The organism is Caulifigura coniformis, from assembly GCF_007745175.1.
Lineage (GTDB): Bacteria > Planctomycetota > Planctomycetia > Planctomycetales > Planctomycetaceae > Caulifigura > Caulifigura coniformis.
In genome coordinates, this window is record NZ_CP036271.1 from 6,576,008 (window position 1) to 6,589,804 (window position 13,797).

11 protein-coding genes are annotated in these 13,797 nt (G+C 63.7%); 6 read left to right on the plus strand and 5 right to left on the minus strand.

The window, feature by feature from the left end; all coding sequences use genetic code 11:
- Window positions 1-12 precede the first annotated feature (12 nt).
- Entirely contained in the window at window positions 13-1,377 is a 1,365-nt protein-coding gene (gene hisD / locus Pan44_RS26410) for a histidinol dehydrogenase (protein ID WP_145034721.1), read from the plus strand.
- Between the two features lie 155 nt (window positions 1,378-1,532).
- A complete protein-coding gene (locus Pan44_RS26415; RefSeq protein ID WP_145034722.1) occupies window positions 1,533-2,549 on the plus strand; it encodes a WD40 repeat domain-containing protein in 1,017 nt (338 codons plus the stop codon).
- A 63-nt stretch (window positions 2,550-2,612) separates the two neighbouring features.
- Here the strand turns inward: Pan44_RS26415 and Pan44_RS26420 are convergent, their stop codons facing one another.
- Together Pan44_RS26420 and Pan44_RS26425 are read right to left on the minus strand one after the other, a co-directional pair.
- The gene (locus Pan44_RS26420) at window positions 2,613-3,119 is read right to left on the minus strand and encodes a carboxypeptidase-like regulatory domain-containing protein (protein ID WP_145034723.1); all 507 of its coding nucleotides are present in this window, start codon (window positions 3,117-3,119) and stop codon (window positions 2,613-2,615) included.
- Between the two features lie 103 nt (window positions 3,120-3,222).
- Entirely contained in the window at window positions 3,223-4,284 is a 1,062-nt protein-coding gene (locus Pan44_RS26425) for a DUF1559 domain-containing protein (RefSeq protein WP_145034724.1), read from the minus strand.
- Between the two features lie 418 nt (window positions 4,285-4,702).
- Between Pan44_RS26425 and Pan44_RS26430 the strand changes: the two genes are divergently transcribed.
- The 4 genes from Pan44_RS26430 (at window position 4,703) to Pan44_RS26445 (ending at window position 9,097) form a co-directional block, all read left to right on the plus strand.
- A complete protein-coding gene (locus Pan44_RS26430) occupies window positions 4,703-6,592 on the plus strand; it encodes an ATPase, T2SS/T4P/T4SS family (protein WP_145034725.1) in 1,890 nt (629 codons plus the stop codon).
- Window positions 6,589-7,185: a hypothetical protein gene (locus Pan44_RS26435; RefSeq protein ID WP_145034726.1), complete on the plus strand. Its 597-nt coding sequence runs from the start codon at window positions 6,589-6,591 to the stop codon at window positions 7,183-7,185. The genes Pan44_RS26430 and Pan44_RS26435 overlap by 4 nt, the downstream gene beginning before the upstream one ends.
- Before the next feature lie 25 nt (window positions 7,186-7,210).
- Entirely contained in the window at window positions 7,211-8,278 is a 1,068-nt protein-coding gene (locus tag Pan44_RS26440; protein ID WP_145034727.1) for a YhdH/YhfP family quinone oxidoreductase, read from the plus strand.
- Between the two features lie 120 nt (window positions 8,279-8,398).
- Entirely contained in the window at window positions 8,399-9,097 is a 699-nt protein-coding gene (locus Pan44_RS26445; RefSeq protein WP_145034728.1) for a zinc ribbon domain-containing protein, read from the plus strand.
- A 10-nt stretch (window positions 9,098-9,107) separates the two neighbouring features.
- On the opposite strand, the gene Pan44_RS26450 is transcribed toward Pan44_RS26445, so the two are convergent.
- The 3 genes from Pan44_RS26450 to Pan44_RS26460 form a co-directional block, all read right to left on the minus strand.
- Window positions 9,108-10,610: a hypothetical protein gene (locus Pan44_RS26450; protein ID WP_145034729.1), complete on the minus strand. Its 1,503-nt coding sequence runs from the start codon at window positions 10,608-10,610 to the stop codon at window positions 9,108-9,110.
- A complete protein-coding gene (gene guaB, locus Pan44_RS26455; RefSeq protein WP_145034730.1) occupies window positions 10,549-12,030 on the minus strand; it encodes an IMP dehydrogenase in 1,482 nt (493 codons plus the stop codon). Before guaB ends, Pan44_RS26450 begins: the two co-directional genes overlap by 62 nt.
- A gap of 467 nt (window positions 12,031-12,497) precedes the next feature.
- Window positions 12,498-13,577, minus strand: coding sequence for a PA0069 family radical SAM protein (locus Pan44_RS26460; RefSeq protein WP_145034731.1), 1,080 nt, complete (start codon window positions 13,575-13,577; stop codon window positions 12,498-12,500).
- Window positions 13,578-13,797: the final 220 nt, after the last annotated feature.

Below are 13,797 nucleotides of genomic sequence, written 5' to 3' on the forward strand. Positions count from 1 at the left end.
TACAAGCAACGAATGTCCATGTTTCCGATCACCACCATCGACTGCCGTACCTCGGACGCCACCGCGCTCATCGATGAGCTTCGCGCCAAACTCAGCCCGCGTGGCGACATCGTTTCCGAAGCCGGACGCCAGCGGACGATCGCCCTCTTCGGCGAGGCCCTCTCCCCCCAGCAGGTGGTCGAACGCATCTGCGGCGACGTCAAGACCCGCGGACTCGACGCCCTCCTGCACTACACCGAAAAACTTGACCGCAAGGCGCTCACCCGCGAGTCGATGCGCGTGCCCGCCGAAGAACTCGCGGCCGCTCACGCCAAGGCCTCGCCGGAATTCCTCCAGACGCTTCGCCACATCCGCGCAAACATCGAAGAGTTCCAGAAGGCGATCCTCGTCCATGATGCGGGAGTGAAGCGGCCGGCAGGGAAGGGGACGATCGAGCTCCGCCAGCGCTATCTCCCCCTGCGGCGGATCGGCGTCTGCGTTCCCGGAGGCGCCGCTGCCTATCCGTCGACCCTGCTGATGACCATCGTTCCCGCCCAGGTCGCGGGCGTGAAGGAGATCGCCGTCGTCGTCCCGCCGACGGACTTCGGCGCGTACAACATCGATGTCCTCGCGACCTGCCACGAGCTGGGAGTGACCGAGGTCTACCGTGTCGGCGGCGCTCAGGCCGTCGCCGCGATGGCCTACGGCGTCGACGGCCTGCCACAGGTCGACAAGATCGTCGGCCCGGGCAACCTCTTCGTCGCCCTCGCCAAGAAACACGTCTATGGCGAAGTCGACATCGACAGCATTGCCGGCCCCAGTGAAGTCGTCGTCCTGGCGGATGACACCGCCCGCGCCGACTTCGTCGCCAGTGATCTCATCTCACAGGCCGAGCACAGTCCCGGCTCGGGCGTGCTCATTACCTGGCACGAGCCGTTGATCAGCGCCGTCCGGGACGAGCTGACGAAGCAGCTCGCCCGACTTGAACGTGGAGACCTCGCCGCCCGCAGCCTCACCGACTACAGCGCCCTCATCCTCGCCCGCGACGCCGCCGAGGCCGCCCGACTCACCGATCTCTTCGCCCCCGAGCACCTCCACATCTCGACTGCTGCTCCCGAAGCGATGGTCGCCGGAATCCAGAATGCCGGCGCGATCTTCCTCGGACACTACACGCCGGTCGCCATGGGCGACTACGTCGCCGGCCCGTCGCACGTCCTCCCCACGGGGGGGACTGCCCGCTTCGCCAACGGACTCTGCGCCAACGACTTCCTCAAACGGTCGTCGCTGATCGCCTACGACGCGCAGTCCCTGGCGGCCGACGCCCCGCACGTGCAGCGGATGGCCGACAAGGAAGGTCTGACGGCCCACCGCGCGAGCGTCGACATCCGCCTGCCCTGACAGCTCCAGACCTGGGCCGAGACTATCCCGGGCGGGAAACGGGCAATAAATTGGAGTTCCTCGTGCGTCGCTGCGTGTGATTTCCCTCCTCAGTCGCGTCCGCCGGCCCTCGTCCTGCCTCGCCGGCGTTCACGGCCCTTCGCAACGGACCTGCAATGCCTGACGCCACCCCCGCGTCCCCCCCGGCGTTTGATATCACCAAGTGCAAAGTCGCCACCGCCTGGGCGAATGACCGCCCGCTTGTCGCCTGCCGCTTCGATCCGCTCGGCCGCTACGTCTTCTGTGGGGCCGAAGAAAAGACCGTCATCCGCTTCAAGCTCGACGACGGCGCGAGAACGCCGATGCCTGGCGGACACGACACCTGGGTCCACGGCCTCGCCTGCACGCCCAACGGCGAGTTCCTGATCTCAGGCGGCTGCGAAGGCAAAATCACCTGGTGGCAGGCCGCCGCCGAAGCCCCCGCCCCCGTGCGCCAGGTCACCGCCCATAAGGGTTGGGTCCGGCAGCTCGCCGTCAGTCCCGACGGATCGCTGGTCGCCTCCGCTGGCAACGACGGCTTCGTCCGTCTGTGGAAAACGGCCGACGGCTCGCTGGTCAAAGAACTGGCCGGCCATCCGCGCGACGTCTATTCCGTCGTCTGGCATTCGAGCGGACAGTTCCTCTGCTCGGGCGACATCCTGGGGAACGTCCGGCAGTGGGACGTGGTGGGCGGCTCGACGATCCGCACCTTCGAAGCCAAGGAAGTCCACAGCTACAACGCCGCCGGACAGCAGGTCGACTTTGGCGGCGTGCGAGGCGTCGCCATCAGCCCTGACGGCAAATACCTCGCCGTCGGCGGTCTCCACAAGGCGACCAACCCGCTCGGCGCGGTGCACGAGCCGCTGGTGATGCTCTACGAATGGGAAAGCGGCAAGCTCGCGAAGCAGCAGGTGACGGAAGGAATCACCGGCGGCGGAATCTGGCGCCTGGTGTACCTCGCCGACGGAACCCTCGTCGGCGCCTCCGGCGGGTCGAGCGGCGGCTGGCTGCTGTTCTGGAAGGCGGATCAGGAGAAGGCGGTTCACAAGTTCCAGACGCCGAACATCCTTCGCGACATGGATCTCTCCGCGGACGGAACCCGCTTCGCGACCGCGCATCACGACAAGCACGTGCGGATCACGACGATGGTCTAAAAAAACACCCCGGCTGCTTTTTCGCAGCCGGGGTGATTCGAGTTGCAGCACGCCTGCAGGGCGTCAGCCGTTGCCTTTGAAGTTCGCGGGTGGACCTCCCACCGCGCCGCCGGCCGCGCCTGTCAGTTTCAGCGTCACCTTGTTCTCGCCCGATTCGCTGACCGTCGCGGTCAGGTCGGTCGTACCGGCGTCACCGTACTTCTTCGGAAGGAGCCAGGTTTCCCCCCCGGCGCCGACGGGTGCATCGTCTCTGCCGGAGTCGGCCTGGGCGCCGATCTTGATCTTGCGCACTGTGACCTTGTAGTTCCCCGGCACCGCACCGTCGTTCTCCGCGAAGGTCTGCAGTTTGAACTCACCGTTCGCGTCGGTGATGGCCGCCGCGGCGTTCGAGTGTCCCTGGGGGACGAACATCACGGTCGCCCCCTCCACCGGCTTGTTGTCATGCATGACGACGCCAACCACGGGGTAGACCTTGGGGCGGTCAACAACTTCTTCGGCGCCGCAGCCGCTCAGGAAGGCCACCGCTGCTCCCAGCAGCCAGCCACCCCGAAATCTCTCAGTCAGAATCATGGTTCAGATGTCCTTGAATTGCTTTTTGGGTTCGACGGCCGGGATGCACCCGGCTGGAGTTCGCACTGGTCCGGCCGACACGCATGCGTGGACCGGAAGCCGATCAGAACTCTCCAACCGTCTCACCTCCTGCGAGCGAGCCCAGCGAACCCCAGACGCCGTATGGCGACCGGCCTGCGGCCGCCCGCACGTCCTGCGCGGCAAGGTTGCCCGCGTCGATGTTCTCACTGACGAAGCGCACCGAGCCATCGCCCATCAAAACGTGTGCGCCGCCGGTATGACGGCTCTGCACCGGAAACTGGCCCGCTTCCCGGAAGTCCGCTCCGACCGTGCAGGCCGGAGAGTTCGGGGGAAGGATCGTGTTGACCGTCGTGTAGGCAATCACGCCGTTGCACCATCGAGAGCCGCGGCTCGTCGAAACCGTCCCGGTGCCCGAGAATTCCCCGGTCGCCCGATTCACCAGCAGCAGGCAGCTGGCCGGGTTGTCGACCACGCCATTCCCCTGTCCGCGAAGGACGCCTCCCAGTGCATCGCGACCTCCGCGACTGGTGGTCTGCTCACCCATCAGGATCGTGTTGCTCGTTCCGTCCGCGAAATCCGCGAACCGCTTGTTGGTCTGGAACCCGAATGGCCCGCGAACCAGGTTACGGGCGTTCGCAAAGCTCAGGTACGGCGTCGCCCACCAGGCGCTGTCGCCCGCCGAGAACCCGTAGTGAACCAGCGACAGGTAATGCTTGATGTTCGGCGACGACGGGCAGGTGAATGCCGGGATGTCGTTCTTCCACAGCGTGTAGAGCGTCCCGTCGTCGCAGTTGTCTCCAAAGGCCGGGAACGTGGTCGCTCCGATCGTCTGGGCGGAACTGATCTGGTTGTAAAGAGCCGACTGCTCGAAGTAGGGCAGCAAGAGCACGAGTCCGCTGCCGCGGTCGCCGTTGGTTCCCGTGCCGGTCGTTCCCCCCATGCGGTAAGGGAATCGGTCCGCCGTGTCGTGGTAGTTGTGGAGAGCCAGTCCAAACTGTTTCAGATTGTTCTTGCACTGTGTTCGCCGTGCGGCCTCGCGGGCCTGTTGAACAGCCGGCAGCAGCAGCGCGATCAGGATCGCGATAATCGCGATCACCACCAATAACTCAATCAACGTAAACCCGGTACGGGTGCCCCTAAGCATTGGAAATCCTGAGAATCGAAGTCAGCAAAAACGAAACGGCGGAGCGACGCCGAGATGAAGGACGTCGAACTACCGAAGCAGAAAACGTGCCCTCACCGTTCAATGGGATGCACGAATCGCAATCTCCGTCGCAGGCAGCACTTTCGCCCCATCACCGCATGGACATATGCCTGAGGTCAGAACCTCGGGGGTGTCGAACTCCTTCGCAGAATTGCACGCGCCGCGTGCAATTCTGCCCGGGGGGCCTCTCTCACAGGGCGCCCCTGGGTCTGTACATGATTGGCCGCCCGATGAGCCCCAACTTTCGTGCGATGACTGAAATTCGCGTGCGACGCACCTATTGTACGTGGACGTGATCCCGCCGAGGGAATCGTCAGCGGGACGCCATGATCACGGTTTACTGGCTCAGTTTGCTCCAATGCGACTTTGGTACAACCAGGTCCACGACAGTCGCCGATCGGTCCTGGAGACCGAGCTGGAAGTGGTCACGATCGGGCGTGACCGCGTGAACACGCTGGCGCTCAACAGTCCGCTGGTCTCCAAGCGGCAGGCCCTCATCCGCCGGGTCAACGGGCAGCTCGTCCTCCACAATCTCGGCCTGAACAGCTGCATGGTCGGGGAGAACGAGGTTCTCGGGGGACAGTCGGCCGAGTTCACGCCGGGCGAAACGATCCGCATCTGGCCCTACACGATCACCGTCGAGACGTCGGAGATCGTCCCCGTCAGCCGCCTGGAACTCGAGCAGCACCTGCGGGGCCTGATGTCCGGCCTGGAAACCCGTGTCCATGAACTGCTGCTGCGACGATTCGACCTGTATGAACTGGAGCAGAACCGCCTGGGGGATGAGCGGAACATCCTGCAACTCGAACATCACATCGAGGACGTCTGCCGCGAGCTCAAGCTGTTCAATGAAGCCAACGATCCGCTGCTCGAAGAGATCGTCGGGCTCGTCCTGCGCGACTATGTCGTCAACCAGCTGATCCTGGACAGCGACGACGAAGCCTCCCGCGCGGCGCGTCTGACCTGGAACGAATTCGACCTTCCGGCCACGCTCGTGCCCGAGCGGGAAACCGAGCTCAAGAGCCTGCTGGCGGCCGCGCATGAGAAGCTCGAACTGGAAGCGCTCCCGGATTTGAGCGGACGGATCCGGCAGGTCGAGTCGAGGTTTTCCGCGGTCTTTCCGCAGCTGCGTCCGAGTATCCATCGCGAGCTGCGGCGCTACCTTGTCCTGCGGACGCTGAAGAAGGATCTCAAGGACACGGTGTTCGGTTACGGACCGCTTCAGGACCTGCTGCGGGCACCCACGATCACGGAAATCATGGTGGTCCGCAGCGACCAGATCTACGTCGAGCGGGATGGCGTCGTCGAGCTTTCGGGACGGCGATTCCTGTCGGACAAGGTCACTGAATCGATCATCGAGCGAATCGTCGCGCAGGTCGGCCGGCGGATCGACAAGAGTCAGCCGCTGGTCGATGCGCGGCTCGATGACGGCAGCCGGGTGAATGCGGTGATTCCCCCGCTGGCGGTGCGCGGCCCGTGCCTGACGATCCGGAAGTTTCCATCGTCCCGGTTCACCATGGATGACCTGGTGGAGTCCGCGACGATCACCGCCTCGGCGGCCGCGTTCCTTCGGGCGTGCGTCGTGAATCAACGCAACATTCTCGTGAGCGGCGGGACCGGCGCGGGAAAGACGACTTTGCTGAATGTTCTCTCGGCCTTCATTCCGGTCAAAGAGCGAATCATCACCATCGAGGATACGCAGGAGCTTCAGCTCCGGCAGGATCACGTGGTGTCGCTCGAGTCGAAGCCGGCGAATGTCGAGGGAACCGGGGCGTACACGATTCGAGATCTGGTGCGGAATGCGCTCCGCATGCGGCCGGACCGCATCATCGTGGGAGAGTGTCGGGGGGCGGAAGCCCTTGATATGCTTCAGGCGATGAATACGGGGCATGACGGGTCGATGACGACCGTTCATGCCAACAGTTCCGAGGAAGTCATCAAGCGACTGGAGCTCCTGGTGCTCATGGGGGCCGAGATTCCCGTCGCTTCGATTCACAGGCAGATTGCGTCGGCGCTCGACGTGGTGGTCCAGATCAGTCGCGAGGCCGGTGGAAGCCGCGTCGTCACGCAGGTGTCCGAAGTGGCCGGGTACGACGAACGGACGGGCCGGCTGATTCTTCACGATGTATTTGACCGGCGGGATGGACGTGCGTTGCGACCGACCGGCTACCTGCCGACCTTTTTGTCCGAGCTGCTCGGTGAGAAACTGCTGCCGCTTGAGTTCTTGCTTGAAGACGATGCCGAATGATTCACGCGTTCATGTTCGCACTGGCCCGCATGTCGAGCGCGGCCTGGATCGGTGCTGCGGTACTCTTTGTGATCGTCGCCGTCGACCAGACCAACTTCTATAAGCCGCCGAAGCCGTTGGATGACGCAGCCGCTCAACTGACGGCCGAGTCGTCCGATGTTGTCCCTCCCAATGACCTCCCGACCGACGACTCCGTCAGACGGCAGATCGTCGCGCGCCTCGCGATCGAACGATTCCCCCACTACTACGCCACCGGCAGCCTTCTGCTCGGCATCTCCTTTGTCTCGTCGCTCTTTCTCCGTCGCCGCTACCTCAAGGCCAGCCGCTGGGCGCTGGTCATGCTGTTTCTGATCGGGGCCGGCGGCATGATGGCTTATGACTACTATGAAGTGTTCGTCCCCCTGAACAAGCTCACTCTCAAGGTCCTCGAGAACCCCTCGAACGAGTTCACCGTGGAATTCGACTTACTGCACCAGCATTCCAAAATGATCAACGCGGCCCAGCTCCTCCTCACATTCCTCGCCTCGTTCCTCCTCTGTATGCCCGGAACTCGCCCCGAGCAGCCGGTCATTCTGGTTCAGCAGGCCGGCTAGACCTGCCGAGGATTGAGCAACCGGGATGGCTTCTCGAAGCAACGATCGACGTCGATTTCTCCTGAAACACCAGGCGAGCAGTTCTCAGGACGCCTCGGTGCGCCCAGAGTCGTTTCGCTGCTACTTCGTCGAGCAGGTCGGCCAGGAGATTCATGGTTCCGTGCAGGAGCGGCCCTTCGTCGAACTTCCTGCCGATGACGTGCTCATCCGGGTGTCTCACTCCTCTCTGAACTACAAGGACGCGATGGCGGCCAGCGGCCATCGCGGCATCGTCAAAACCTTTCCGCACGTGCCGGGCATTGACGCCGCGGGTGTGGTCGTGGAAAGCACCGACCCCGCATTCCTGCCGGGTGACGAAGTCATCGCCACAGGGCGTGAGATCGGCGTGGAGCGGTGGGGCGCCTGGTCGGAATACCTGAGGGCGCCGGCGGCGTGGGTTCAGCACGTCCCCGAAGGACTCACTCCCTTCGAGACAATGGTGCTCGGGACGGCCGGATTCACGGCGGCTCAATGCGTGGCAGCCCTCCTCGAACATGGCGTCACGCCCGATCAGGGTGAGATCGTCGTCACGGGCGCGACAGGCGGCGTCGGAAGCCTCGCGATCCGCATTCTCGCCCGCCTGGGATACAACGTCGCCGCCGTCTCGGGGAAGGAATCGCAGGCCAACTGGCTTCGCAAGCAGGGGGCATCCCGGGTCATCCCCAGGTCCGATTTTGTGGACTCGGGTTCGCGTCCCCTTCTCAACGCGGCCTGGGCCGGCGGCGTCGATACCGTCGGCGGGCCAGCACTGGCGACGATGATCCGGGCCACACATCACCGCGGCTGCGTGGCAGCTTGTGGCGTGGTCGGCGGGGCCGAACTGCCCCTGACGGTCTATCCGTTCATCCTCAGGGGTGTCACGCTGGCCGGCATCGACTCAGCCTGGTGCCCTGACCACCGCCGCACCGAGATCTGGCGACGTCTCGGACATGAGTGGAAGATCGACGGCCTCGAAGCGATGGCCGTCGAGGTACCACTCGACAAGGTGGGGGATGCTGTGCAGGCGATGCTCGCCGGACATGCGCTGGGACGCACCGTCGTTTCGCTCCAGTGACCCGGCATGCGGGACCACGGACGGGCACTCCGATCACTGGAAGTGATGACGTTCCTAGCCGCAGCGGGGCGCGCGCCGTAAAATGCGATTTCAATTTCTTGCATGGGAAGGACGAGACCGATGTCGGTCGCTGCGGACCTCACGGAACTTCATCGACTGCACTCCGCTCTCAAGGAGATCCGCGAAGACCTTTCGCGCGGTCCGCGGCAACTCAAGATTCGCGATCAGGTCATTACCAACGCGAAGAACGAAGTCACCTCGAAGCAGGAAGAGTTGAAACAGACGCGACTGGCGGCTGACCGCAAGGGGCTCGAACTGAAAACGCTCGAGGCGAAGCTTGTCGACCTGCGGGGAAAGCTGAACCAGGCGGCCAGCAATCGCGAATACGACATTCTGCGAGGCCAGATTGAAGCCGACGGCGCCGCCAAGGCGGTGATGGAGGACGAGATCCTCGATTACCTCGACCGGATCGACCGCCTGCAGAAGGAAATCGTCATCGCCCACGAGCGAGTCGGCCAGGCCGAAGCGGACAAGAAATCCTATTCCGCGCAATTCGCGGCCGAGGAGCCGGTCCTGAAGCAGAAAGAGGCCGACCTCGTGGGCCGGATGGCGACCGCGGAGAAGGTTCTCACTGGCGAAACACTGTCTCAGTACCGCCGCGTCGTCGATGCCCACGGCGCCGAAGCCATGGCGCCCGTCGAGAACGGCGTCTGCACCGGATGCTACGTGGCCCTCAGGCCGCAGCAGCGCGTCCAGCTGAACAATGGCGTCCTGCTCTTCTGCAGCAGCTGCGGGCGCCTGCTCTACCTGTCGGAATAGTCGAAGTCGTTCACGGCACGATGAACGACATGCCGGTGTAGAAGTACGCGGCCTTGAACGCCGCTTCGCCATTGAGCGGCACCTGGTAGGCCTTGTACGGCGCCGGATCGCCTGGCCGGTAATAGCCGAGCGGATATTCCCGTTTGTGGACCGGGGCCATGGCCATCTGGTAGGGCAACCCGGCGAGCTGCACGCCGAACTTCGTCGCCGAGGCGATCGACTGGAAAGGCTCGGAGTAGGTATGTCCGTACCGTTCCAGACCGACGTCTTCGAAGTACAGCGGCGTGTGGAACAGGTTCGACGCGTCCCAGCAGTATTCGATGTCGATGAAGTTGCGGTCCGCGCCTTCGAACACCGGAAGCGGATGTTGCTCCGGGCAGCGATCCGCTCCCTCGCCGGCAGTGTTCGGCGGACACATTTTCACGCCACTGCCGTCCGTTGAGCAGCTCTTGAATGGCTGGATCTCGGTGATCTTTTTGAGCTGCGGAAGCTCCACCGGGCCGGCGAAACGCTGTCGCCCCGCCGCATCGGGGGCTGGAGGAACCAACAGCTCGGACCTGGGTATTTCGTAGCGCGGCGAATCGTCCGGCAGCCTCGGCGCTGGAGGCGGGGCCGAACGGGTCGAAGGAGGCGCGGGGGTGGGTGACGGCGCGACTGGCGTGCGAGGAATCTGATTCAGCAGGGCGGTCGCCGTCGGCTGGGCCGGCGCCAGATCTGGAAGCGGCAGCAGCTGGCTGCTGGTTTCAGGAACGGCCGGTTTCTCCACCACGATCGACGCGGGCGCAAACCGCTCCACCTGTGGCGGAACGTCCGGAAGGTTCTGGACGGCCGGGAGAGGAATCGGCGGTTCCACGGTCGCACTTGCGGTCTTCGGCGGGGAGAGCGGTTCCGGGGTGAGGGCGACCGGAAACGGCGCAGGCTCCCCCTGAACCGATGCGGTCGCTGCCGGGACCGGCGGTGCTGCCTCGGGCGTCGGCCGGCTGGAAGCCGCGTGTCTGGGCGGCGCGAGGAACCTCGGGGCCTCCGGCTCAGGTTGGGTCAACGCGGGCGAGAGGTCGATCGTCGCCGGAGGATCGATCGGATCGCTGTCGAGAGGGACGTTGATCGCGGGGAGCGGCTGAGTCGGAGCGGCGACGTCCGGCGCGAAGGTGGTGTCGAGCGCTGCGCCATGCTTCTGCTGCTGGCGGCGTTCGCGACGGGCGGCGCCCATCCCGGTCCATTCGGATCGAGCTTCCTTCCACCGCTGCAGCGCCGATCTTTGGCCGAGTTTCGAGATCGGGTCCGATGGTTCATCAGCAGCGTAGCCGGCCGTGTTCCACGCCAGGCTGCAGGCGGCCATCAGGACGGCCGTCGACCAGCCGCGCCAGGCGGTCGCCTGCTGGAGCGACTTCCACAGGCCGAACAGGGGCCTGCCCGGAGACGGGATGCCTCCGGGCGCGGGCCCGGCGGGCTCACTCGCGAGGCGAGTGTTCCGTCGAATAATTCGGTGATTCCTGAGTAATCGCAATGTCATGCGGGTGGCTCTCCCGAACCGAGGCCGCTGTGACCCGGAGGAACTTCGCTTCCGTGCGAAGCTGTGCGATGGTCCGCACCCCCAGGTAACCCATTCCTGCACGAATTCCACCGACCAGTTGGTACAGCAGTCCGTGCAGTGGTCCCTTGTAGGGCACCCGTCCCTCGACACCTTCCGGCACGAGCTTCGGACGCCCCTTCAAATCGTCTTCCGTCAACGTCTGCCGGTAACGGTCGCTGCTCCCCTGAACCATCGCTCCCAGCGATCCCATTCCGCGATACCGCTTAAACGTGCGGCCCTGGAACAGGATCATCTCGCCTGGGCTTTCGTCGAGGCCGGCCAGAAGGCCGCCGAGCATCACGGTGTATGCCCCGGCCGCCAGAGCCTTGGTGATGTCGCCGCTATAGCGGATGCCCCCATCCGCAATAATCGGCACATCACTTCCCTGGACCGCTTTCGCGGCGTTGGCCACAGCCGTCAGCTGCGGCACGCCGACGCCTGACACGACCCTGGTCGTGCAGATCGATCCGGGGCCGATCCCCACCTTCACGGCGTCCGCCCCGGCGTCGAGGAGAGCCTTCGCTCCCTCGATCGTGGCGACGTTGCCGGCGATCACGTCGATCGACCATTCCTTCTTGATGGCCTTGACGCTCTCGATCACGTTCCTGGAGTGCCCGTGGGCGCTGTCGACCACGAGCACATCCGCCCCTGCCTCAATCAGCCGGGTCACGCGTTCGTGGTCATTGACCCCGACCGCCGCCCCGACTCTCAATCGCCCCCGGTGGTCCTTGCACGCTTTAGGAAATCGCAGATTTTTGTCGATGTCCTTGATCGTGATCAGGCCTCTTAGTTGGAATTCATCGTCGACAAGGAGAAGTTTCTCCACCTTGTTTTCCCGGAGAATCCGTTCCGCGTCCTTCAGGTTCGTATTTTCTTTCGCGGTAATGAGATTTTCCCTGGTCATGACGTCTTCGATCCGGGTCGACCCCGAATCGAGGAACCGCAGGTCGCGGCGCGTCATAATTCCAACAAGCTTCCCATTTTTCGTAATCGGAACACCGCCGATGTTTCGCTGGTCCATCATCTGAACCAGGTCGGCGACCGTTGCCTCCGGCGACATCGTCACCGGATCGAAGATGATGCCGTTCTCCGACCGCTTCACGTGATCCACTTCCATGGCCTGCCGCTCGGCGGTCATGTTCTTGTGGATGATTCCGATCCCGCCTTCCTGAGCCATCCCGATCGCCATGTCACTCTCGGTGACGGTGTCCATCGGGGAGGAGATGATCGGAACGTTCAGCGTGATGTTGCGTGTCAGCTTCGAGGCGACATCGACGTCCGCCGGGACGACCTCGCTGTAAGCAGGAACGAGCAGGACGTCATCAAACGTGAGGCCGGTTTCTTGAACCCGGTCAAGCATCGGAGAGAGCCTCCCTGGCGGCAGCAGCGAAAATGAAGAGCATCCCGTAGCTTAGGCAGATCGTGGGATGGCTTCAACGAGCCGGGGCAACTTTGAGATTCCTGCGACGACTCGAAGGGAAAAGAACCACGGATCGCACGGATCAGACGGATAAAAGCCTTCGGAATCAGGCCATCGACTGACAACCGGCCGAAATCGAGGACGCCCCCTACGCTCAAACAGGCAGGCAGTGCGAACCGCCATTTATCCTTTTCATCCGTGTGATCCGCGGTTCCCTCTTCTCCCAGGATTCGTCGAGCAAGGTTCAATGAAAAGGAACCACGGGAGACACGGACCACACGGAAGAGAAAGAGCGAAACGGGGCGCCCGCTGATGCCCCACTTCAGAAAAACGCCCCGCCTTCAGACAGACAATTCCTGTGTATTCCGTGGTTCCTCTTCCTCCGCGGCAAATCCAGCTTCCACGCCTCAAAACAGCCGCATCTGCCCATCGCGGCCCACTGGTGGCTGGAATTGGGAGGCGTCCAGTCCTGCTCCGCCACGCTCGAATCCCAGCTTCTTCGAGAACACCTGGAACGTCACTTTGATCTGCTCCGCAATCGCCCCCTGCCCGCGCATCCGGCTGCCGAAGTTCGCGTCGTTCCACTTCCCATCCCGCGTGTGCAGGATGAGTGACGAAATCTTGTCCCGCACCGATTCGCTCTGCGTTCGGTCGAGCCACTCCTGAAACACCGGCTTGACCGTCCACGGCAGCCGCACCAGCGTGTACGAGGCGAACCGCGCCCCGGCCTCCCGGGCCGCCCGCAGGATGGCCGGCATCTCGCTGTCGTTGAGCCCGGGAATCATCGGGGCCGCCATCACCCGCACCGGCACTCCCGCCGCCGACAACTCGCGGATCGCCCGCAGCCGCGCCTCGGGCCGGCTCGACCGTGGCTCGAGGCTCGAAGTCACCTCCGGATCGAGGCTCGTGATGCTGATCGCGACCGCAACGAGATTTCGCGCCGCCATGTCCGCCAGGACATCGAGGTCGCGAGTCACCAGGGCATTCTTCGTGACGATTCCCATCGGCTGCCCGGCGTCCCGCGCGACTTCCAGGCAACCCCGCGTGATCCGGAACTCCCGCTCGGCCGGCTGGTAGCAGTCGGTTACCCCCGACATCATCACCGTCTCGGGCACATACTTGTCACGCGACAGCCACTCGCGAAACAGCTCCGGCGCCTTGTGCTTGACGAAGATCTTCGTCTCGAAGTCGATCCCCGCGTTCAGCCCCAGGTATTCGTGCGTTGGCCGGGCGTAGCAGTACGAGCACCCATGCAGACAGCCGCGATAAGGATTCAGGCTGTACCGGAAGGAGATGTCCGGGCTGTCGTTCTCGCTGATGACCGTTCGCGAGTCGTCCGGGATGTAAGTGGTCTCCGCCCGAGCCAGTTCCGCAAGCGTCTCCTGGTCGTCGGAGACATGCTCAAGATCCTTCTCCTCATGCTGACCGCCGAAGCGGTTCGGTGGAGCGATCGGCGACCCACGGCCTTTGGGAGGAGGAAGAGGCATACCTGAACAAGTGTATCATGTTCGGGAATTCTCGACAGCGGGCGGCCGCGAGACGTGTGACGACCTGTGACGAAGACCTGTGACAGCGGAAAACCGTCTGAACCATTGGAAATTCTGGACCTGTGACAACTGTGACATGTGTGACGAACTTTTGAGGCGTTTGTCCTCCCGTTTCGTCGGGGCGATCGCTTCCGGTGTTTCGAGTTGCCAAAGAACGGAC

Coding starts and splice junctions, on each gene's coding strand:
- hisD (WP_145034721.1), top strand. CDS start 13: ATGTCCATGTTTCCGATCACCACCATCGACTGCCGTACCTCGGACGCC.
- Pan44_RS26415 (WP_145034722.1), top strand. CDS start 1,533: ATGCCTGACGCCACCCCCGCGTCCCCCCCGGCGTTTGATATCACCAAG.
- Pan44_RS26420 (WP_145034723.1), bottom strand. CDS start 3,119: ATGATTCTGACTGAGAGATTTCGGGGTGGCTGGCTGCTGGGAGCAGCG.
- Pan44_RS26425 (WP_145034724.1), bottom strand. CDS start 4,284: ATGCTTAGGGGCACCCGTACCGGGTTTACGTTGATTGAGTTATTGGTG.
- Pan44_RS26430 (WP_145034725.1), top strand. CDS start 4,703: ATGCGACTTTGGTACAACCAGGTCCACGACAGTCGCCGATCGGTCCTG.
- Pan44_RS26435 (WP_145034726.1), top strand. CDS start 6,589: ATGATTCACGCGTTCATGTTCGCACTGGCCCGCATGTCGAGCGCGGCC.
- Pan44_RS26440 (WP_145034727.1), top strand. CDS start 7,211: ATGGCTTCTCGAAGCAACGATCGACGTCGATTTCTCCTGAAACACCAG.
- Pan44_RS26445 (WP_145034728.1), top strand. CDS start 8,399: ATGTCGGTCGCTGCGGACCTCACGGAACTTCATCGACTGCACTCCGCT.
- Pan44_RS26450 (WP_145034729.1), bottom strand. CDS start 10,610: ATGACATTGCGATTACTCAGGAATCACCGAATTATTCGACGGAACACT.
- guaB (WP_145034730.1), bottom strand. CDS start 12,030: ATGCTTGACCGGGTTCAAGAAACCGGCCTCACGTTTGATGACGTCCTG.
- Pan44_RS26460 (WP_145034731.1), bottom strand. CDS start 13,577: ATGCCTCTTCCTCCTCCCAAAGGCCGTGGGTCGCCGATCGCTCCACCG.